Source organism: Bacillus sp. BC08 (assembly GCF_054326875.1).
Genome location: NZ_JBTGPA010000034.1, coordinates 1 through 21609, shown reverse-complemented (window position 1 = coordinate 21609; position 21609 = coordinate 1). Strand labels below are relative to the sequence as shown.

Genomic DNA, 21609 nt, shown 5'->3' with positions numbered 1-21609 from the left:
ATATCAAAGATGTACTGATTGACTATATTATCCAATTGGTCATTTTTGGAGGTGACGATGTGGCGATAGATCGAAAACGTTCTATTATTGATGCTGCAACAAAGTCTTTTTCAGCGTTCGGTTATAAAGCGACAACGATGGATCAAGTAGCGAAATTAGCGAATGTAGGAAAAGGAACGATTTATACTTTTTTCAAAAATAAAGAAGAGCTATTTGGCGAAATTATTTCTAATTTAATTACAGAAATGAAGCAAGTTGCAGAAAATGCAATTCGTTCAGATATTTCATTTTTTGAAAATGTACATAGAGCATTATATAGCATATTAGAATTCAGAAAAGAACATCAGCTCATGATTAAGTTAATTCAAGAAGAGCGCGATATGGGAACGAAAGAAGTACAAGAAGTGATGCAACAAGTAGATGTGGAAATCGTTTCTTTCATTCAATCGTATTTAAAGATTGCGATTGAAAAAGGGGAGATTAGCAAATGTGATCCAGAAATTACAGCATTTATTATGCTTCGCTTATACGTATCGCTTATTTTTGATTGGGAAAAAAATCATGAACCGCTAGAAAAAGAAAAAATCGCAGAATTATTTGAACTTTATTTATTAAAAGGATTGTCAAACTAAGATAATCCTTTTATTATTATAAAAAAGTGACCATTTGAACAATTCGGTCATATATTTATTTTAGGGAGGGATAATAGATATATTCACTTCATATGAAGAAACAGTTGCATAGTATAAATCCGGGGATAAGGCATATGTATGAATAAGTATAGCCTTTTTATTTGGGAGAAAATGACCAAATGAACAATTTGGTCATTCAGAAAAGGGGGAGAAATGATGAAATGGAATCAGTTACTTCGTAAAGAGTTTACTGAAATTATAAAAAGTAAAAAAATATTAATTCCAATTATCGCGGTGTTGTTCGTACCAATTTTATATGCGGGTATGTTTTTATGGGCCTTTTGGGATCCGTATAAACAGTTAGATGATTTGCCAGTGGCGGTAGTCAATTTAGATAAAGGTGCAGTATTTGACGGTAAACCAATTGAGGTCGGAAAAGGACTCGTTGATAACTTAAAAGACAATACAAGTTTTAAATGGGAATTTGTAAGTGAAAAAGAAGCAAAAAAAGGAATGGAAGGTAGAAAGTATTACATGTTAGTACGCATTCCAGATGACTTCTCAAGTAATGCTACAACGCTATTAAAAGATGATCCAAAACCATTAAACTTAGAATACATTCCAAACGAAAGTTTAAACTTCTTATCTTCACAAATTGGCGGAACAGCCATTGAAAAAATTAAAGGTGAAGTATCAAGTACGTTAACGAAAACATATGCAGAGAAAATGTTTGATTCCATTCAAGACGTCTCAAAAGGATTAGCAGATGGGGCGGAAGGAGCAAATAAACTACACGACGGATCAAGTGAGCTGCATGATGGTTCAAGTAAAGTGACGGATGGCCTTCATACACTTCAAGAGAAGTCTGGAGAGATGAAGGATGGAGCTCAGAAATTAGCAGATGGATCTAATAAATTAGTAGATGGATCAGGAAAAGTAACAGCAGGTTTAAATACGTTAAATGACAAAACCGGTATAGGGAAATTACAAGATGGATCAGGAAAAGTAACAGCAGGTTTAAATACGCTAAATGGCAAAACAGGTGAAATACAGACAGGTATAGGGAAATTAGTAGACGGGTCAGGAAAAGTAACAGCAGGTTTAAATACATTAAATAACAAAACAGGTGAAATGCAGACAGGTATAGGAAAATTACAAGATGGATCAGGAAAAGTAACAGACGGTTTAAATACGTTAAATAGCAAAACAGTTGAGATGCAAGTAGGTATAGGAAAATTACAAGATGGATCACAGAAAGTAACAACAGGTTTAAATAAATTAGTAAGTAAAACAGATGAATTAAAAACAGGAACGAATGAATTATCAATGGGTATGGAAAAACTTGTTGAAGGGCAAAGTGAATTAGAGAAATTTTCCCAAGGGATTCAAAAAGGTTTGCAAGATTTAAATAGTAAAGTTGCAGGTCTAGAGGGGGGACAGTCGAACGGTCCTTCTATATTAAATAAAGTAAACCAGAAAATAAATGGAGCTGAAGAAAACGTAAATCAGTTAAATGAACTTACGCAATCAACAGCAGGGGATGCAAAAAATGCTGCGCAAGATGTAGCGAATTTACAAAAACAAATTGAGAGTTTACCAAAAGAATATCAAGAGCAGTTACAACCATATATAACAAATGCCACAGAAAGTACGGCGGCAGTTCAGCAAAAAGCTTCCGGAGTAGCAGGTGGAACAAATAAATTAAATGAAGAAGTAAAACAATTAAAAGGCGAAATCAATCAAACAACAAGTGATGCACAAAATAAAATGCCGAATACAGCGGGATTGCAACCTTTAACGAGTAGTATTGATGAATTAGCTAGTGCACAAAAGGGGTTTGTTGAAGAATTCCAAGGGTTTGGTAGGAATTTAAATGCAGCAAAAGAAGGCGTGAATAAATTTAAGAACGACTCTGGCCAATTTATTGATGGAATAAATCAATTAGCAAATGGTTCTGGTCAGGTAACAGAAGGTTTAGGTGTATTATCTGTAGGCGCAAATCAGATGGCAGGTGGTGTAAATCAATTAGCAGATGGCTCAAGCCAAGTAACAGGCGGTTTAGGTACATTATCTGCAGGAGCAAGCCAAATGACAGGCGGAATAATGCAATTAGCAGACGGTTCAAGCCAAGTAACAGGCGGTTTAGGTACGTTATCTGTAGGAGCAAATCAAATGGCAGGTGGAATAAATCAATTAGCAGATGGTTCAAGTCAAGTAACAGGTGGTTTAGGCACATTATCAGTAGGAGTAACCAAACTAGCAGATGGCTCAAATCAAGTAACAACAGGCCTGGGCGATCTAAATGGTGGTCTAAATAAAATGTCAACAGGCTCAACCCAGCTAATCGACGGCGTAAATAAACTAGCAGACGGATCAGGAAAAGTAACAGATGGTCTTGTAAAAGTAAACGATGGTTCAGGTGAACTTGCTGAGAAACTTGGCGAGGGAGCAGAGAAAACTGGTGAAGTAAAAGGGACGGATAAAACGTATGATATGTTTGCAAGTCCTGTAAAAGTGAAGACGGAGAAAATGGCGGAAGTTCCAAACTACGGAACTGGATTTACACCGTATTTCTTATCACTCGGTTTATTTGTTGGGGCATTACTATTATCTATCGTATATCCATTACGTGATACAGTTGGCGTTCCGAAATCAGGATTTAGTTGGTTTATTAGTAAGTTCGGCGTATTACTATCAGTCGGTATTATTCAAGCGATAGTAGCCGATGTGATATTACTATTCGGATTAGGTGTAGAAGTACAAAGTATTCCGTATTTCATACTCTTTAGCATCGTTACAAGTTTAGCATTTATCGCATTAATTCAATGTTTAGTAACGGCATTTGGTGATGCAGGGCGTTTCATCGCCATCATCACATTAATTATTCAGCTTACAACAAGTGCCGGAACATTCCCACTAGAATTGATTCCGAAGTTTTTACAACCATTCAATGCTTGGTTACCGATGACATACTCTGTATCAGGATTGAAAGCAGTCGTATCAAGCGGAGACTTTAATTTCATGTGGCAAAACGTAGGGGTGCTCATGATTTTCATTGTTGTATTATCACTTGGAACAATTGCATCCTTAACTTGGATGCACAAACGACAATTTAGAAATATTGCTGAAAATCAATCGATTGAAGCGTAGAAAAAAGCACCTTTTCGGTGCTTTTTTATTTTAATGTAGGGGATCTTTTCTGTAGTTTATATATGAACCTTTTTAAAAGCTATAGAGACGAAAGAAAAGGAATTACAACAATTTACAGAGAAAACTAGAATAGAGGAGTTGATATGATGAAAGGAAATCTTACTTTTTATTTTATCTTAAATCCGCTAATCATCTTTCTTGTTTACGCCCTTTCACCTATCTTGTTTCATAAAGAAAAATATATAAATATGAAAGATGCACTAGGAATACTTTTAGTTTACTATGTGCTAATTAGCGGATATTACTTTATGGATGTTATAAGTAAAAGAATGAAGAAGAATAGTAAGGACAAATAATAAAGTTTTATGGCATAAAAACCGATGGAGGACAACAAAATGACTGAAAGTGAAATGAAATTTCGTGATACAACCATTCGTAACTTTTTTGATAAAGAGGACCGCCTAAAATCGATTCCAGGTCAAAAGAAGAAAAAACTAGTATTGTTGGAGCATTTAATTAGCAAATTAAACGCTGAAAATCAATATACGGAAAAAGAAATTAATACATTCATAAAACAATATCATGATGATTTTTGTACGATTAGACGCGAGTTTATTGTACACGGGTTTATGGATCGAAAGGATAATATGTACCATATAAACGGGAGAGAAGTTTGGACGAAGTGGGAGGAGTAAAAATAATGAATCAGCGGGGAGATCCCCACTGATTATGAGTCTGTGTTAGTGTTGCAGTTTCTTTGTAGTAAGTCTAGGAACTCTTCAACATTTGAACTTGTAATGTATCCAAGCGTTATATATTCATCTTCATAGTAAAATATTATTTTTTTATCAAAGATTCTTCGCTTCGTTTCTATAGATTCAATTTTTTCATACTTAAATTCGGCAATGAATGTATTTTTAGATTGTCCATGAAAAAGAAGTCTTCTATTAGTAGCCAGTAGCATGCCGGGATACGGAACATTATGTGTCATAATATAGCCAGTAAGTGAACAATTTAAAGTTGATAAAATGTTTTCTTCTTTATGTAATAGTTGTTTTGCAGCTGTTAAGATTGAATTCATTGTGTACATTCCTTTTATATAGATGTAAAAATATTGTATCAAAAGTGAAAAGGTTCTCAATATGTAATATTGCATATTGAGTATTTTATAGTTTACATATTATTTTTTAAGAAAAGGGTATGAGGTGATTCAATGATACGATTAGCAAAAGAGGTTGATGCAGAATCAATTATAGATATTAGAAAAGAAATTATATTATCGGAAACTACTACAAAGTTTTTTATAGTATCTCCAAATAAGTTACCAAATGATATTGATGCAGAAAAAGAAAAGATACAGAAAAGCAATGGAAAAGGGAATCTTTATATAGTTTATGAAGTAGATAGTAAGGTAGTTGGTTTTTTACTTTTCAATCGCTACGAACTAGAACGTCTACGACATGCAGGTACAATGGGAATGGGGATTAGAGAGGCATACTGTAATCAAGGCATTGGTACGAAACTAATTGAATTTCTTATTAGTTGGGCTAAAGGACAGAAAGGTTTAGAGAAAATTTGCTTAGGCGTAGTTTCTGTTAATGATAGGGCAATTAAAGTGTATAAACGTATAGGATTTGTAGAAGAAGGAAGACAAAAAAAGCAAATTAAATATGAAGATGGAACATATGGAGATGACGTATTGATGGGGCTTTATATTGAATAAAATAAAAGAGTCGTCTATTGATAGCAAGTGAGACTTTATGAGTCATCATATAGACGGTGCATATTTTAGTGACAAGACTGCCAATATTGGCAGTCTCTTTTTAGTGGAAAGGTTTATGCTTAGCAAACCTTAAGTTCTAATCGCTCTTTCTGACGCAGATGATGTGCAAAATGCATAGAAATAAGCTGGAACCATTCTGCTGCATGTAAGTAACCAAGCCCAGGATGTTCGACTTTACAATCACTAGGGATAGAAGAAAGTGTTGGCTCAATGTCTTTAACAATTGTAATTAATTCTAGAAGCTGTTTCTGTACGTCTTCTTTATTAGCTGGGTTTTCAGGCGTATATCCAGGATGATCTGGTAATTTGATTTTTATGTCTGGGAAAGCTCCCATCATATATACCTTTTGTCCCATATCCGTTTTCTTGTTAGTTACAGAAGGCACTTCAGTTCTGCATTTCACGATTGCATCTAACTGCATGCGTGTAGCTGAAATTAAGTGATTATACATTTGACCGAGGGACCATTCCTCATTAGAAGGCTTCATCCTAAATTGTTCTATAGAGTACTTTTCTAATTCCTCTATGTAGTACGTTGCTAACTCTTCAAAATTCTTCATATCACTAACTCCTTTTTATGAAAATGTATTTGTTACTCCCTACTATAAAGAAGTAATGCTGACAACATTATGTCAGTAGTGAAATGCAACAATTAAAGTTTCAACATTTTCCTTGCTTCATCACGGATTTTCTCAGATAGAACGTTTGGCTCAAGTACTTGCACTTGGCTTCCCCAGCTTAATACCCATTGAAATACTTCGTCTATGTTTCTTGATGTCAAAAAGACGTGAAAACCATTGTCCCTATGCTCGTATGAATCTATAAAGAAGTATCGTGATTCAATAATTTTATGTGCAATATGAGATGGGAATAATAAATGCATTGTAACAGTGCGATTATTCTCAGGCTGATAGTTTTGTAAAGAAAAGTCTTCAGGTTTCGTAAAGAATGCTTGTTCTCGCTGTAATTCCTCCATTCGATCTAAGCGAAAATTACGTATTTGTTCTCGAAGTAAACAATGGGCAACGACATACCAAATTCCTGAAATATTGACTAAGCCGTAAGGATAAACGGTTCGTTTTATTTTTGTAGTTTCTCTCGGTTTTAGATAAGAAAAAGAGATAGCCTGTTCTTTTTGAATAGCTTCTTGCAATAGGAGAATTTGATTTTCTAGCTTTTCTTGTTCAGATTGCTGATGTGAAAATATAGGAGAAAGGAAACGGAAAGTCCCTCGTAACTCTCGGGCTTTCTTTTGTTGATCAGTAGGGAGAACAATTTCAAGTTTCTCTTTTGCCGATTTTGCATGTACAGAGAAAGAAGAAGTGAAAGTTTTCTCGATATAATCACCGCCTAATAAAAGAGTAACAGCCTCTTCAGACGTAAGCTGAATGGGTGGTAAGAAATAGCCATCCATTAATGAATAACCTTGGCCAGGCATGGCGAAAAGTGGGACGCCAGATTCACTAAGTGCATCCATATCTCTATAAATCGTTCTTATACTTGTTTCAAATTTTTCAGCTAAGCTTTGTGCTGTAACAATTTGTCTTCTTTGTAATTCAATTAATATAGCTAATAAACGATCCGTCCGATTCATGAAATATCCTCCTGTATCTTTTATAAATATGCCTACTGTAAACTTCTAAAATCAGTATAAACTCTCCTCCTATTAACAGACTTTTCCCTATGTATAATATTAATATAGTAAAATCATAACAACCCATATTGCAGTTTCCAATAATATACTATATAATCAATTTAAGAAAACGTTTTCATGCAAAGGGGGAGAATTTCGTGTCGACTATAGAGGACGTGGCGAAATTAGCGGGGTTATCAAGGACAACGGTTTCTAGGGTGATTAATAATCATCCATATGTTTCAGATGAGAAGAAAAAAAGGGTTCAATTAGCAATGAAGCATTTAGGCTTTGTTCCTAATTCTGCGGCGAGAAGGCTTCGTAAACAAAAGACGGAAACAATTGCGGTGCTAGTTCCAAGAATTACAAATCCTTTCTTCAGTAGATTTATCGAAGCAATCGAGATTGCTGCTTCTGAACATAAATATAAACTGATTATTTGTCAAACAAGATATTTACCGGAAAAAGAGATGGAGTATTTACAATTATTATCTACGAAGCAAGTAGATGGGATTATTCTATGTTCACTAGAAAATCCGTGGGAAGATGTAGAGCCATACTTACAGCACGGTCCAATCGTGTTATGTAATGAATATATTGAGGAAGCAAATGTTCCAACAGTGAAGTTTGATCATGCACAAGGAGCATACATAGCTGCTAAGCATGTGTTAGAACAAGGATATCGTAATCTTATTTTTTGCCGTGGAAACGAAACCAAAGTGGTTAGCCAACAGCGAAAAATGGGCTTTTTACGTGCCATAACAGAGAAGAGCCGCCAAGTAGAAGCGATCGATTTTCTTGAAAACGCTTTCTCTTGGGACGATGGAAAGAGAATATTCCATGAAGTATTAAAGGACAAAAAAAATCCTACCGCGATTTTGGCAGGAGGCGACGAGGTTGCAGCTGGAATTATTTCAGAGGCAAAACGCCATGACTGGAGCATTCCAGATGATCTCGCTGTTATCGGTTTTGATAATCAAATATTATCACAGATTACAGAGCCAGGTATTACGACAATTGAACAGCCAATCGATGAGATGGCCCGAAAGGTTGTCGACCTGATGATGGATAAAATCCATACGAAAAATTATCGACAAAAAGAATTGTATGAGTTTGAACTGGAGCTCTTGGTGAAAGGTTCAACGATGAAGAAGGATACGATGTTATTAGCCTAGTAGACTATGTCTGCTAGGTTTTTTTATGTTCATAAACTACTATTCTTCGTGAACGCAGTCATCACATTTGTTATGGTATGCTTCGTGCTGCTCATCAATTTCTTTCCCGCAGTGCGCACAAGTTTTCGTCGGTAAATTTCTGAAAAACTCCATTGGTTGATCGATCATGTCAATCCCTCCATTTCCATTTCTTACTATCATTGTATTAGTACAAAAAACAAAAGTCAACAACTGTTTTATAACAAAATTGAAAATTAATGAAAAAGTTTAGGAAATGGATTATAGTTAACAATGTAGGATGTAAGTGAAACATGCATTCCTACTCGGTTTTAGAAAGGATGGATACATATGAAAATGACTGTTGTCGGCTTTTGGGGCGGCTTTCCAGAAGCGGGAGAAGCAACGTCGGGGTATTTGTTTGAACACGATGGTTTTCGTTTACTTGTAGACTGTGGTAGTGGTGTACTAGCACAGATTCAAAAATATATAACACCATCTGATATAGATGCAGTTGTACTTTCGCATTATCATCACGATCATGTTGCAGACATTGGGGTATTGCAATATGCGAGATTAATTACGAGTGCGACAAAGGGGCAACTACCGGAATTACCAATATACGGTCATACGTTTGACGAGAATGGATTCCATTCTTTAACACATGAACCACATACGAAAGGAATCGCGTACAACCCAGAAGAAACACTTCAAGTTGGACCGTTCTCGATTTCATTCTTAAAAACTGTACATCCTGTTACATGCTTTGCGATGCGTATTACAGCTGGTAGTGACGCTGTAGTATATAGCGCGGATTCCAGTTATATTCCTGAATTTACTCCATTCACAAAAGATGCTGATCTTTTCATTTGTGAGTGTAATATGTATGCACATCAAGAAGCGGCAAAAGCAGGGCATATGAATAGTACAGAAGTAGCAAGTATTGCGAAAGATGCGAACGTAAAAGAGCTTTTATTAACGCACTTACCGCATACAGGCAACCCATCTGATTTAGTAACAGAAGCAAAACAAATTTTCAGTGGCCATATTACGCTAGCGCATAGTGGCTACGTATGGAACTCATGAGGTGATACGATGTTATTTATTGATAATAAAGGGATTACAGATCCTAGAATAAACTTAGCAATTGAAGAATATTGTGTGAAGAATTTAGATATTAACGAAACATATTTACTGTTCTACATTAACGAACCTTCTATTATCATTGGTAAAAACCAAAACACAGTAGAAGAAATTAATGCAGATTACGTAAAAGAAAAAGGGATTCATGTCGTTCGTCGTCTATCAGGCGGAGGCGCAGTATATCACGATTTAGGAAACTTAAACTTCAGCTTTATTACGAAAGATGATGGAGACAGTTTCAGCAACTTCAAAAAATTCACAGAGCCTGTAACGAAAGCGCTTGGTAAATTAGGCGTAAATGCAGAACTAAGTGGTCGTAACGACATTTTAGCTGAAGGTAGAAAAATTTCAGGTAACGCGCAGTTCTCAACGAAAGGTCGTATGTTCAGTCACGGTACGTTACTATTTGACTCTGAAATCGATCACGTCGTATCAGCGTTAAAAGTAAAAATGGATAAGATCCAATCAAAAGGAATCAAATCAATCCGTAGCCGCGTTGCGAACATTACAGAATTCTTAAACGAAAAAATGACGACAGAAGAGTTTAGACAACTTCTTCTAGAAACAATTTTCGAAGGAGAAACAGAAATTCCAACGTACGAATTAACAGAAAATGATTGGAAAGAAATCCATAAACTATCTGAAGAACGTTACCAAAATTGGGATTGGAACTACGGAAAATCTCCGAAGTTCAACTTACAACATTCACACCGCTTCCCAGTTGGACAAGTTGACGTTCGTCTTGAAGTGAAAAAAGGAACAGTAACAGAATGTAAAATTTACGGTGACTTCTTCGGTTCACTAGATGTACATGACATTGAAGAGCGTCTAACAGGTGTACAATTTGATAAAGATGCATTCACTGTAGCTTTAGAAGGCGTAGATATCGCGCGTTACTTCGGTAATATTACAACAGAAGATTTCTTACATTTGTTCTTCTAAAAATGAGGGAGGTGCCGTAACGGGCAGCCTCTTTTTTTTGTTGCGTAAATTGTCGGTAAGTCGATATAATTTCACTCACCATAAAATCACAGGACATTTGCCCCTCATAAAGGAATATATATATTCAAAAGGAGGCGGTTCGAAATGAAAAGGGTAATGTACGTTGTATTACTACTCAGCCTCGTCATCGGAATGACAGCTTGTAACGATGAAACGTCCTCAAGTCGCACACTTTTATCTATTGGAAAGCCAGCGAAGGATAATGTTATATATTTTACGCATACAGATAACAGACGACAGATAGATGATATACAAACTATGTTTCAAAATAAGAAATGGAAAAGAAATGAAACGTTTAGTACGGTGAATAAAACGCCAGATCTTGTCTTGTCGATAGATGAGGCCAATAACGGGTTACCGACATTATATGTTACATTGTTTTTTCATGAAAACGGAGCGGATGCAATCAACTTATATGGGGAGCATACGAGTTTGAATAAAGAGGAACTAGAAAAACTTAGCGAAAAGATGAGTGCATATTATCCTAAAATGATTTTAGCCTTCTTTTCATCATTTGCTAACAAATGAAATTCCCTTATCCTTCCAAAGAAAGTCAATAGGAGGTGATCGTTGTATATGCAGTTAATGGAATATCACTTGCTACTTTAATTTTCTTTTAATATAATTAATTTAGAATTTTTAAATATTCTAAATTTTATAAAGGTGGGGTTTGTGTGAATCTCGTTCAATCTTTGGCTGAAACGGCGAAAAAGAAGGGGGATAAACCGGCTTATATATTTATGGATCAGTCGGTCTCGTATGACCAATTAAACAAAATGGTCACAAGGTTTTCTAGCAATTTAGCAGCGATGGGCATTGGAAAAGGGGACAATGTCGCATTAGTTGTTGGAAACTCACCACATTTTTTGGTCGGTTTATACGGAACAATGAAAGCTGGAGCAACTGTTATTCCAGTTAATCCAATTTATACAGCAGACGAAATGCATTACATTTTACAAAATGGAGATGTAAAAACAATCATCGTACTCGACGTCCTTCTACCTGTTATACAATCTCTTACAACAAGACTTCCTTCACTTGAAAACATCATCATATGCGAAACCTCATCAGATTTTAACCATACAGAAACCGAAAAAATGAAAACGTTTACGACAATGATAAGGGCTGGAGATTTAACTTACGAAGGTCCAGAGCTAGATGAAGAAGATGTAGCCGTTATTCTATACACTTCAGGCACGACTGGAAAACCGAAAGGCGCTATGTTAACACATAAAAATTTATATAGTAATGCGAGCGATGTGGCGTCGTATTTACAATATACGGCTGATGACCGCGTCGTTGCGGCACTGCCGATGTTCCATGTATTTTGTTTAACAGTGGCGGTCAATGCACCGATTGTGAACGGGGCGACAATTTTAATGTTACCGAAATTTAGTCCGAAAGAAGTATTCCGTATTTGTCGTACGTATGAGCCAACGATTTTTGCTGGTGTACCGACGATGTACAATTATTTATATTTATTCGAAGAAGCAAGCGCAGAAGATGTGAAGACGCTTCGCCTTTGTATTTCAGGTGGTGCATCAATGCCTGTTGCTCTTCTGCAAAACTTTGAAAAACGTTTTGACGTTATCGTTTCAGAAGGATACGGTTTATCAGAAGCATCGCCAGTTACTTGTTTTAACCCGCTAGATCGTCCGCGTAAACCAGGATCGATCGGTACAAATATTTGGCATGTAGAAAATAAAATTGTGAATGAACTTGGGGAAGAAGTACCTGTTGGCGCAGTCGGTGAATTAATTGTTCGCGGACCTAACGTTATGAAAGGATACTATAATGCGCCAGAAGATACAGCAGCGACATTGAAAGACGGCTGGTTGTATACAGGAGACTTAGCGAAAATGGATGAAGAAGGTTACTTCTATATCGTTGATCGTAAAAAGGATATCGTACTAGTTGGTGGTTATAATGTATATCCTCGTGAAGTAGAGGAAGTATTGTACACACACGAATCTGTAGCGGAAGTTGTCGTAATCGGCGTTCCAGATGAAAACTTAGGAGAAGCAGTACGAGCTTACGTCGTTCTGAAACAAGATCAAGTAACAGAAGAAGAACTGATGCATTATTGCACGTTACATTTAGCAAAGTATAAAGTGCCAATGAGTATCGAATTTTTAACAGAATTGCCGAAGAATACGACGGGTAAATTGTTAAGAAGAGCGTTAAAAGAGAAAGCGATGCAAGTATAAAAATAGGGGCAACCATCTTTATGAAGATGGTTGCCTTTGTATTTTTTAGAATTGGTTAAGCTATAATCCCATATATTTAAACCGTAATATGACTAATAAGGAGGAGATATATGTGGAACAAAAGGAATTACGTTTACGGAGAGTTCAATATCTTATTTGTGACATTATGGATGAAATGAACGCAGAAAGTGAGAAAAAAAACTTAGAAATACTGCAGCAAGTCATCGATCATCTTTCAGGTACGATAGGTGATTTAGTTGATCCATCAAGCTCGTATTCTATCGATTATTTAGAACGGAAAGTTCATACGGCACATTATTTACTATTTAAAAATGAACGAAAGGCATATTTGTGCAGGAAATGACATTTTTTATTTGACATTGATAATCATTATCAATATGATGGTTATGTTGGGTATAATCATATAAAGAGAGAGGTCATGTTGATAATGATTAAGAAAAAATATATGAATGCATTCGTTATAGCAGCAACTTTAGCAGTTCCATTTAGTGGTATTATGGCACCGATTGCGAAAGCAGAAGCGGCAGTAGAAATGAAAGCAGCTAGCAAATTAGCAGATGGTACATACGATGTTATTTTAAAGACTTATAAAGATCAAACGAATGATACATCAGTTGCATCTACATATTTAAAAAATCCAAAAGTAACGATTCAAGGTGATAAAAAAATCGTTACGTTAACAGTTCAAGATAGTAGCTATTTTCAGTATCTTAGAGTAGAAGATCCAAATAAAATAGGGACATTCCATGATGTAAAAGTAATCTCCGAAGATAAAGCAAATAATGGCACGAAAGTTGTTCAATTTGAAATCGGTGAGTTCTCGAAAAAATATAATATGCAAATGCATATATTAATTCCAGCAATTAAATATGATCATAAATATCAACTACAGTTTGAAATCGATGCAAGTGCAATTGAACAGAAGCCTAAATTCTCTGATGTACCAGCTTGGGCACAAGAATCAGTTCAATATTTAGTTGATAAAGAAGCAGTGCACGGTAAGCCAGATGGTACATTTGCTCCGGCTGAAAATATCGATCGTGGCTCAGCAGCGAAAATATTAGCAACTGTGTTAGGGTTAGAAATTAAGCAAGATGCAAAGCCATCATTCCGTGATGCACAAAATCATTGGGCAACTCCATATATCGCAGCAGTTGAAAAAGCAGGTATTGTAAAAGGTGATGAGAAGGGTAACTTTAATCCAAGTGGGTTAATTAATCGTGCATCAATGGCTTCTATGCTAGTAAATGCATATAAATTAGAAAGAAATGAAAATATGAAACTACCAAAAGAATTTTCGGACTTAAACAATCATTGGGGTGCGAAATATGCCAATATTTTAATCCAAGAGAATATTTCAATTGGAACAGATAATGGCTGGGCTCCAGATAAAGCGGTAAGCCGCGCGGAAGCAGCACAATTTATTGCGAAGACGGATAAGTTGAAGAAATAAATTAAAACGTATACTAGATTTAGCATAAATAAAAAAGGGAAATTTGAAATTCAAATTTCCCTTTTTGCATTGTTATATATTCCTCTTCATTAACTCCCCAACCTGCATCGCAACGTACTCAACATCATTATCAATCTCATCCAACACGTAAGATTCCAAAATGCCCATGACAGCTGTTCCTAAAAACTTTAAGACGATGTGTGTATCAATGTTTTTATTTACTGGCGTATTTGTGTTTAATTTTTTCTCTAGTTCACCCATGATGAACGTTAGGAACTTTTTCTGAAATGATAATGTGCTATTGCTTCTAAATAACGCTGCAAAAAATGGTTTGTGTTCTTTGAAGTATTCAAACCATATGACAGTTCCTTCTATATATCCTTTTGTTTGTTTTATATCGCATATTTCTCTTAATTGATTTAAATGATCGTCCACAATTTTGTCTAATAAATTGTATTTATCTAAGTAGTGTAGGTAGAAAGTTTTTCTTCCGATGTTTGCTTTTTCTGTAATGTTTTTTACTGTAATTTCGTCAAAGCCATCTTCAATTAACATTTCGATAAACGCGGATTGAATGGCGTTTTGTGATTTTATAATTCTTCGATCAATTTTCTTCATATGGTGTTCCTCCGTTATTGATACACATATTTCGTTATGTGTGTATTATCACCCAAATGCGTAAATGTGGTCATTGAAACAAGTGGTTGCTCGCTTTATTATAAATATACACGTGAGTATTAACTCTCGAAAGTGTAAATTTATAATAAAGTAAGGGTGGTTTTATATATGGCAGTTACGAAGAGAAATGTTCATTTTTATGCAGGAGGGTTAAGAGTTGCAGGTATTTTAAATATCCCTGTAGGTGCTGAGGAAAAGAAACAAAATGCAGCGATTGTTTGTGTTCATCCAGGTAGTAGCTGTAAAGATCAAACAGCAGGATTATACGCGGAGAAATTAGCAGAACAAGGTTATGTAACGCTTGCGTTTGATGCATCGTATCAAGGTGAAAGTGAAGGGGCACCGAGATATATGGAAGAACCAGCTGCGCGCGTTGAAGATATTCGCTCAGCGGTAGATTATGTAACTACTCTTCCTTATGTAGATGAAGAACGTATCGGTGTATTAGGTGTTTGTGCAGGCGGTGGTTATGCGGTAAATGCCGCAATGATAGAGCGCCGTATTAAAGCAGTTGGCACAGTTGTTGGTGCAAATATCGGCCGATTAAATCGTGAAGCTGATCCAATTGGGGTGTTAGAGGCAATTGGTAAACAACGTACTGCTGAAGCGCGCGGAGCAGAGGCAATGATTACGAACTGGATTCCTAAAAATCAGGCGGAATTAAAGGCAGCAAGTATGACGGATATAGATATTGTAGAAGCAGTTGAGTACTATACAACACCGCGAGGGCAAAGTGTTAACTCTTCAAATAAGTTAAACTTTACGAGCATGGGGTCGGTAATTGGTTTTGATGCGTTCCATTTAGCAGATACATTATTAACACAGCCGTTGCAAATTATTGTCGGTAGTAAGCAAGGTGCATTCGGTTCTTATAAAGATGGTCATGAGCTGTATGAGAAAGCAGCTTCAGAGAAAAAAGATTTACTTGTTGTGGAAGGTGCGAGTCATTACGATTTATATGACCAACCAGAACCAGTAAAAATTGCAGTTGAAAAATTAACAAGTTTCTATAACGAAAATCTGTAAAAGTAAGTTTGTTTTGAACTGCACCTCTAATTGTTAGGTTTGCATCTAACAGTTAGAGTTTTTTTGTGAAGATTGATGTGCTTAATATTTACGTTAAACGTGCATAACAAGATATAATAGAAGAAATCAAGAAGGAGGCTATCTGTGAAGAATTTTCGTTATTTCAATATATTCACTATTTTAATTGTATACACACTACTCATGTTTTACATCGGCTGGAACGGTTGGGTTTGGCTTAGTGCGGTGTTTGGCTGGGAATCTTGGGGATATTACGCTTTCGTAGTCGGTTTTATTTCGTATGCGTATATTCTCGTGCAAGTGTTTAAGTTCTTGCCATTTCTACGAACAATAGGTTCAATTTGGTTTGCGGTTATACAATACGCGCTTATGTTGTTGCCACTTGCTGATATTACAGTTTTCCTTCTACAGTTTACAATGGAGAAAGAAGCGGCAATTATTTGGACAGGAACGGCCGTGTTACTTGCGTTCATCTTTATTTTTGCATATGGAGTATTCAACGCATATAGCCCAGTAGTAAGAAAGTACGAGGTGCACATACCGAAAAAAGTAGAGGGACGTAAAAGTTTACGTATTGCGATGGCTTCGGATATGCATTTCGGTAAGTTATCTGGCGTTTCGCATTTGAAAAGACTTGTCCGTCATGTAAATGAGATGGAGCCTGATATTATTTTACTGCCAGGTGATATTATAGATGATCATCCAGGTGTGTTCATTCAAAAAAATATGGGACCAATTATGAAACAAATGAAAGCGCCACTAGGCGTATATGGTGTGTTAGGAAACCACGAATATTACGGACGAGCGGTTCCGGAATTTTTACAAGAGATGGATAAGATTGATATTCGTATTCTGTTAGATGAAGTGATTACAATTGAAGATGATTTTTATCTCGTAGGAAGAAGAGATAAAACAGAGCGAGATCGCCAAAGTTTTGAAAATCTAATGAGTACGGTAGACAAATCTATGCCAGTTATCGCAATGGATCATCAACCATTTGAATTGAAACAAGCAGCGGATGCTGGTGTTGATTTACTATTATCAGGACACACGCACCGCGGACAAATGGCGCCGAATCATATTGTAACGAGAAGAATGTACGAATTAGACTGGGGATACGCACAAAAAGGTACATTCCACGCGATTGTTTCTTCTGGTTTCGGATTCTGGGGACCACCGCTTCGACTTGGAAGTAGATCAGAGGTTGTACAGGTGGAAGTTACGTTTGAATAGTGTTATAAAATTTTACCTATTTAGAAGTAGAATCACATACGCATTAAGCTGCAAATTTCATTCGTTACTAGAATTTGAATTGTAAAAAAAGGATTATACATGACTAATATGTATAATCCTTTTTTGTTTCGCAACCGCGCCCGTTACTTGAATAAAATTTCAATTAGTTGTAGTGGATGCGCATTAATTAGTCCATGTACAATAATAATTGCCCATACTTTGCGATAACGTGCCCACAAATATCCGAGGAATAGACCTACGATACCAAGGTTCACAATAACTGTAGCTGTATCAATATCCCAATGACCGGAGCCGTGTAATACGATATGCCAACTCGCCCATAACAATGATGTAAGAAGGATAGCCGGCCAAGTGCCTAGTAATAATTCCAAACGTGTTTGCAACCAAACCCTATAAAAAAACTCTTCCAGTACACTATTTATAAGAAATCCTACAAGTAAAATTAATATTAAAACCATGGATTCCATTTTAGCCGGAACAAATGGTGTAGAGAATGTAGAAAAGAAGTTGAAGTACCCCCATATTATAATGACAATAAGTGGTGTAAAACGATACCATTTATGATTCTCTATTGATTTCATAGGTTTTAGTCTCTCTTTTTGGGGATTACTTTTATAAAACAAAAGAAGCATGAATGGGGTGAATAATAATAAAATGATTTTAAATATCATAAACCAAAATTGTAATGCCATCCCTTCAAAGTTCGTGGTGAGAAGACTAATTGTGAAGAGGGATCCGCTCAAGAACAAGACAATAGCTTGAATCATGATGCGCTTTGGTTCAAACTGTTGAAGAGGATTATAGTTTTTTTGATGAAACGGTAAAAAACGGATAAGTAGTATACCGATCATAACAGGGACCCACTTGTTCCAAAAAGGCATCGTGCCCTTATGATCCCCACTATAACGAATATTTGTTTCACCAATCCATATAAGCCAAAGGGTTGAAAGTAAAATGACAAGTGCACATAATCCACCAACTAACTTTCCTATTTTTGGAAAATAACTGCCCATAGATTCCCAACCTTTCGTACTATAACTGTAAAACTAGTTTTTTCTAAAATCATACGTGTCCGTCTCTACATGTAATTTATGTTTATTAATTACTACTGTATGATCGTCTAACCACTGTACAGTTGCATCTTCTTCACGATAATTCCAGTATATATTTTTCTTGTTCATAAATTTTTTAGTATTTGTTACAAGCTCTCCTCTTATAGCAAAGCTAGTCGTTGCGCCGCCATTATGCCTGTATATATGTAAAGTATACGTTTTATCTGGTGAGTGTATGGATTGAATCTTTTCACCGCCTGAAACCCCAGATAACGTGAAGAATTTCCAATATCCTAAACTAATTAATACAATAATGATGAATAGAATGGTGAAGAAAATCTTTTTCATGCTCACCCTCTTTCCCTTAATAGCTATACCTGTATTAAATCAAAATAGAATAAAACTGGCAATGTTATCCTTTTTATTTCCGGAATATGTCCGTTTCTATTTCTAGCGTTCTGTTCACGATTTGGAATGAAAGTCCCCACATTTTTCAATAAAAAAAGGCTCCATATAAGGAGCGCTCAATAAAAATAAATGAATTAAAAGAAATAACAGACATGTATAATATCAATATATTTAAATCCAATATTTATATTGATGTCGATTTCATAAAAGAGGTACGATTAGAAGACGCTGCTGAAATGAAGGGGGATTATAAGTGGTTATATCAGATGTTATTTACGGTGAGTTTAAAGTGGATCAAGTAGTAGAAGAATTAATGTTAAGCAAGCCTGTGCAAAGACTAAAAGGTATTCATCAAAATGGCGCAAGCTACTTAATAAATAAGAACTGGAATGTAACGCGCTTTGATCATTCAGTTGGCGTTATGTTGTTAGTGAAGAAACTCGGTGGTTCAGTAGAAGAACAAATTGCAGGTTTACTACATGACGTATCACATACTGCTTTTTCCCACGTGGTTGATTACGTTTTTCATAATGAGGGTGAAAGTTATCATGAAGAGATATTTAGTTCTGTCGTGAAAAACTCAAAAATTCCAGCGATCCTTTCAAAGTATGGTTATAACTATGAAGATATTTTGTTAGATGATTCGAAATGGACGTTACTCGAAAGGTCAGCACCAGAATTATGCGCAGACAGAGTGGATTATACATTACGAGATATGTATACATATGGGTATATTTCGTTAGAAGAGGTTCACAGTTTTTTAGAGGATGTCATCGCTGTAGATGGGAAAATGGTCCTTCAAAGTATTGAAATGGCCGAGTGGTTTACAAAGACGTATTACAAAGAAGTAATCGATTTCTTTATGAAACCAATGAATATTTACGGAAACGATATGTTAGCGAAAACGTTAAAGTTAGCTCTTCATAAAAAGGTTATTCATGCAGATGACTTTCTTCTTGAAGATGATGAGCTTATTTCGAAATTGCAGCAATGTAGTGAGCCAGAAGTACATGCTTTATTAAGAAAAGTTCATCCGAATGTAAAAGTAAAAGAAGATAGAAACGATTATGATTTGTATCAGAAAAATAAAGTCCGTCTTATTGAGCCCCCATTACTTCGTGAAGGTGAAGTTGTTCAATCGTCTGTCGTATCGGAAAAAATAAAGCAGATGAGTGAGGTCGCTTATGAAAAAGCGGTGAGAGGGATGTATGTGAAAGTGATTTCGGATTAAAAAGGAGAGCAGCTCTTCTTGATGCTCTCCTTTTTCTCATTAGTAATCAAACCAATTCCAAACCTCAATATCTCCAAGAGTCGCATAACGAACATGCGGCGAGGTTTGTAATTTTAATAACTCTTTCGACGGGCCAGTAATGACCATGCCGTATACTTTAACGCCGTTATCTTTTACATACTGATAGCGCTTATCTAAGTTCAGATCTTTTTCACGAGTCCGAGTAGCTTCACTCACAGTTTTTTTATGTTCAGAAAGAATGCGCATCATTTCGATTACTTCATCTTCTTTTGTTTTCGGTTGTTCTGCTTCACTATCAGGAAGATCTATATGTTCTTGAAATCCGATAACTTCCCCGCTGTGCAAGATAAAGTCGTCTTCATTTATTCTTTCTTGTCCTGTGTCTAAAGCGTACCATAAAGGAGTTGGCGGCATTTCTTGTGCTTCAAATGCGCTATAGAGAATTGATTCAACTTCTTGTAACGTATAAGGTTTGTCAAAAGATATCGCTACTTCTGCAACTGTTCCCTCATGTATCTTTCCAAGTGTATCCCAAACTTTTTTAGATGATTCTTTCAAAGAAGTTTCTTCTTTAATTTTTGGATGAACAAAGGAAAGTTTTTTTGAATAGGCTCTGTTTGCCCAAGGTTGATTTGTGATAGCTACAGATGATAAAAAACTACGCGTTGTTACTGTCCCGATTGGAAATTCTTTTTTGCCGACCGTTTTAAATAAATTCATTTCATTTTCTGTACGGAAAAAGGGTTTAACCTTCATACTTCCTCCAGCGGAATGACTATTTGGCATTGTTGCTTCTAGTGCGAGTGCTGGAATCTCATCTACTTCAGCTAATTTTTTCATATTATAGAAGTAAAAAGAAGATGAAAAATGACCAACAAAATAGATTGCTATACAAACGGCAAGGACAAAACTAACGGTTTGCCAACGCTGTTTCCATTTTATTTTCCAAAACGGGACTTTAAGATTTTGTGGTGGTAGTCTTTTCTTTATCGGTTCACTCTTTGAAAGCAACGCATCTAAGTAAACTTCACACTCTTCACATATCTCAATATGACTTTCTAACTGCTCTTGTTCATCATGCGTGAGCGTTCCGTTTTCGTACTTTTCCCATAGTTTTTTAAACTCTGTACAACCCATCTTTATCACTCCTTTATGCTTTTCGTTTCTTTTCGTCCCCTGTGTAATTCAATTTTTACTTTCGCTAGTGTGAGACCAATCATTTCGGCTATTTCTTTATACGAGAATCCATAGTAATCTCGTAGTAGTAATACATTTCGTCTTTCAAGGGGAAGAGAAGATAAACTGTCTAACCAACTAGCAATCTCATGTTTTACGAAATAAGAGTGCTCTGTACTTGGCACGTTTGGTAAATGGAATTCTTCAACTGTCGTTGTTTTATATCTTTTTTCTTTTCGATACCAATCGATAAAGGCGTTGTAGGCAATTGTAAATAACCACGGCCTAATTTCTTCTCCTTTATAATAGTCAATATGGACGAGCATTCGGTAAAATGTTTCTTGCATGAGATCTTCCGCGTAGTGGGAATCTCCGGTTAGGGAGAGAAGATAGCGAAATAAAGTGAAACTTTAATCAGTGGGGGTTTTCTTCATCCCCCCACTGATTATTAGCCCTCACCAATCGGACTTTTATGGGCAGTTGATCCCCCACCTAACTTCTTTGCTTTCGCTGCATTTTGAGGTGGGGGTCTTACTGCCCATTAAAGCG

At 36.0% G+C, this 21609-nt stretch carries 23 protein-coding genes and 1 pseudogene; 15 read left to right on the top strand and 9 right to left on the bottom strand.

The window, feature by feature from the left end; genetic code table 11:
- Positions 1–59 precede the first annotated feature (59 nt).
- The 4 genes from ACXVYO_RS16190 to ACXVYO_RS16175 all read left to right on the top strand — a co-directional run bounded on the left by ACXVYO_RS16190 (position 60) and on the right by ACXVYO_RS16175 (position 4477).
- Positions 60–632, top strand: a complete 573-nt coding sequence (locus ACXVYO_RS16190) for a TetR/AcrR family transcriptional regulator (protein WP_458467825.1) — start codon at positions 60–62, stop codon at positions 630–632.
- 216 nt (positions 633–848) lie between these two features.
- The gene (locus ACXVYO_RS16185; protein ID WP_458467824.1) at positions 849–3782 is read left to right on the top strand and encodes a YhgE/Pip family protein; all 2934 of its coding nucleotides are present in this window, start codon (positions 849–851) and stop codon (positions 3780–3782) included.
- Between the two features lie 143 nt (positions 3783–3925).
- Complete coding sequence (locus tag ACXVYO_RS16180) at positions 3926–4138, top strand: hypothetical protein (protein WP_042972352.1); 213 nt, start codon at positions 3926–3928, stop codon at positions 4136–4138.
- A 39-nt stretch (positions 4139–4177) separates the two neighbouring features.
- Entirely contained in the window at positions 4178–4477 is a 300-nt protein-coding gene (locus ACXVYO_RS16175; protein ID WP_458467823.1) for a DUF2087 domain-containing protein, read from the top strand.
- A gap of 32 nt (positions 4478–4509) precedes the next feature.
- On the opposite strand, the gene ACXVYO_RS16170 is transcribed toward ACXVYO_RS16175, so the two are convergent.
- A complete protein-coding gene (locus tag ACXVYO_RS16170) occupies positions 4510–4872 on the bottom strand; it encodes a PH domain-containing protein (protein WP_458467822.1) in 363 nt (120 codons plus the stop codon).
- A gap of 123 nt (positions 4873–4995) precedes the next feature.
- Here ACXVYO_RS16170 and ACXVYO_RS16165 point away from each other — a divergent pair, with 123 nt between their 5' ends.
- Positions 4996–5505: an N-acetyltransferase family protein gene (locus tag ACXVYO_RS16165; protein WP_458467821.1), complete on the top strand. Its 510-nt coding sequence runs from the start codon at positions 4996–4998 to the stop codon at positions 5503–5505.
- A 119-nt stretch (positions 5506–5624) separates the two neighbouring features.
- Here ACXVYO_RS16165 and ACXVYO_RS16160 read toward each other — a convergent pair whose 3' ends face one another.
- Positions 5625–6125 carry a DinB family protein gene (locus ACXVYO_RS16160; RefSeq protein WP_458467820.1) on the bottom strand — a complete coding sequence of 167 codons (501 nt, stop codon included), beginning with the start codon at positions 6123–6125 and terminating at the stop codon, positions 5625–5627.
- Positions 6126–6217: 92 nt separating this feature from the next.
- A complete protein-coding gene (locus ACXVYO_RS16155; protein ID WP_458467819.1) occupies positions 6218–7159 on the bottom strand; it encodes a helix-turn-helix transcriptional regulator in 942 nt (313 codons plus the stop codon).
- Positions 7160–7356: 197 nt separating this feature from the next.
- On the opposite strand from ACXVYO_RS16155, the gene ACXVYO_RS16150 reads away from it, so the two are divergent.
- Complete coding sequence (locus ACXVYO_RS16150) at positions 7357–8373, top strand: LacI family DNA-binding transcriptional regulator (protein WP_000103724.1); 1017 nt, start codon at positions 7357–7359, stop codon at positions 8371–8373.
- A 39-nt stretch (positions 8374–8412) separates the two neighbouring features.
- Here the strand turns inward: ACXVYO_RS16150 and yhfH are convergent, their stop codons facing one another.
- Positions 8413–8541 (bottom strand): protein YhfH, encoded by a 129-nt coding sequence (gene yhfH / locus ACXVYO_RS16145; RefSeq protein WP_000567010.1) that lies wholly within the window; start codon positions 8539–8541, stop codon positions 8413–8415.
- A gap of 180 nt (positions 8542–8721) precedes the next feature.
- Between yhfH and ACXVYO_RS16140 the strand changes: the two genes are divergently transcribed.
- The 6 genes from ACXVYO_RS16140 (at position 8722) to ACXVYO_RS16115 (ending at position 14196) form a co-directional block, all read left to right on the top strand.
- Positions 8722–9456: an MBL fold metallo-hydrolase gene (locus tag ACXVYO_RS16140; RefSeq protein WP_458467818.1), complete on the top strand. Its 735-nt coding sequence runs from the start codon at positions 8722–8724 to the stop codon at positions 9454–9456.
- Positions 9457–9465: 9 nt separating this feature from the next.
- The gene (locus ACXVYO_RS16135) at positions 9466–10455 is read left to right on the top strand and encodes a lipoate--protein ligase (protein WP_016088968.1); all 990 of its coding nucleotides are present in this window, start codon (positions 9466–9468) and stop codon (positions 10453–10455) included.
- 144 nt (positions 10456–10599) lie between these two features.
- Entirely contained in the window at positions 10600–11043 is a 444-nt protein-coding gene (locus ACXVYO_RS16130) for a hypothetical protein (RefSeq protein ID WP_458467817.1), read from the top strand.
- 146 nt (positions 11044–11189) lie between these two features.
- A complete protein-coding gene (locus tag ACXVYO_RS16125; protein ID WP_458467816.1) occupies positions 11190–12722 on the top strand; it encodes a fatty acid--CoA ligase family protein in 1533 nt (510 codons plus the stop codon).
- Positions 12723–12834: 112 nt separating this feature from the next.
- On the top strand, positions 12835–13086 hold the full coding sequence (locus tag ACXVYO_RS16120) for a hypothetical protein (RefSeq protein ID WP_458467815.1): 252 nt from the start codon (positions 12835–12837) through the stop codon (positions 13084–13086).
- An 84-nt stretch (positions 13087–13170) separates the two neighbouring features.
- On the top strand, positions 13171–14196 hold the full coding sequence (locus ACXVYO_RS16115; RefSeq protein WP_458467814.1) for an NEAT domain-containing protein: 1026 nt from the start codon (positions 13171–13173) through the stop codon (positions 14194–14196).
- A 72-nt stretch (positions 14197–14268) separates the two neighbouring features.
- Here the strand turns inward: ACXVYO_RS16115 and ACXVYO_RS16110 are convergent, their stop codons facing one another.
- Positions 14269–14814, bottom strand: coding sequence for a TetR/AcrR family transcriptional regulator (locus tag ACXVYO_RS16110; protein WP_458467813.1), 546 nt, complete (start codon positions 14812–14814; stop codon positions 14269–14271).
- Positions 14815–14982: 168 nt separating this feature from the next.
- Here ACXVYO_RS16110 and ACXVYO_RS16105 point away from each other — a divergent pair, with 168 nt between their 5' ends.
- Together ACXVYO_RS16105 and ACXVYO_RS16100 are read left to right on the top strand one after the other, a co-directional pair.
- Positions 14983–15900 carry an alpha/beta hydrolase gene (locus tag ACXVYO_RS16105; RefSeq protein WP_458467812.1) on the top strand — a complete coding sequence of 306 codons (918 nt, stop codon included), beginning with the start codon at positions 14983–14985 and terminating at the stop codon, positions 15898–15900.
- A gap of 144 nt (positions 15901–16044) precedes the next feature.
- On the top strand, positions 16045–17151 hold the full coding sequence (locus ACXVYO_RS16100; RefSeq protein WP_458467811.1) for a metallophosphoesterase: 1107 nt from the start codon (positions 16045–16047) through the stop codon (positions 17149–17151).
- A gap of 143 nt (positions 17152–17294) precedes the next feature.
- Here ACXVYO_RS16100 and ACXVYO_RS16095 read toward each other — a convergent pair whose 3' ends face one another.
- The gene (locus tag ACXVYO_RS16095; protein ID WP_458467810.1) at positions 17295–18185 is read right to left on the bottom strand and encodes a CPBP family intramembrane glutamic endopeptidase; all 891 of its coding nucleotides are present in this window, start codon (positions 18183–18185) and stop codon (positions 17295–17297) included.
- A gap of 33 nt (positions 18186–18218) precedes the next feature.
- Positions 18219–18572, bottom strand: a complete 354-nt coding sequence (locus ACXVYO_RS16090) for a DUF5412 family protein (protein ID WP_458467809.1) — start codon at positions 18570–18572, stop codon at positions 18219–18221.
- A gap of 313 nt (positions 18573–18885) precedes the next feature.
- Here ACXVYO_RS16090 and ACXVYO_RS16085 point away from each other — a divergent pair, with 313 nt between their 5' ends.
- On the top strand, positions 18886–19863 hold the full coding sequence (locus ACXVYO_RS16085) for an HD domain-containing protein (protein WP_458467808.1): 978 nt from the start codon (positions 18886–18888) through the stop codon (positions 19861–19863).
- 39 nt (positions 19864–19902) lie between these two features.
- Here ACXVYO_RS16085 and ACXVYO_RS16080 read toward each other — a convergent pair whose 3' ends face one another.
- Both ACXVYO_RS16080 and ACXVYO_RS16075 read right to left on the bottom strand, forming a co-directional pair.
- A complete protein-coding gene (locus ACXVYO_RS16080) occupies positions 19903–21021 on the bottom strand; it encodes an anti-sigma factor (RefSeq protein ID WP_458467807.1) in 1119 nt (372 codons plus the stop codon).
- 5 nt (positions 21022–21026) lie between these two features.
- Positions 21027–21461: pseudogene (locus ACXVYO_RS16075) on the bottom strand (RNA polymerase sigma factor); the annotation flags it as partial.
- Positions 21462–21609 lie beyond the last annotated feature (148 nt).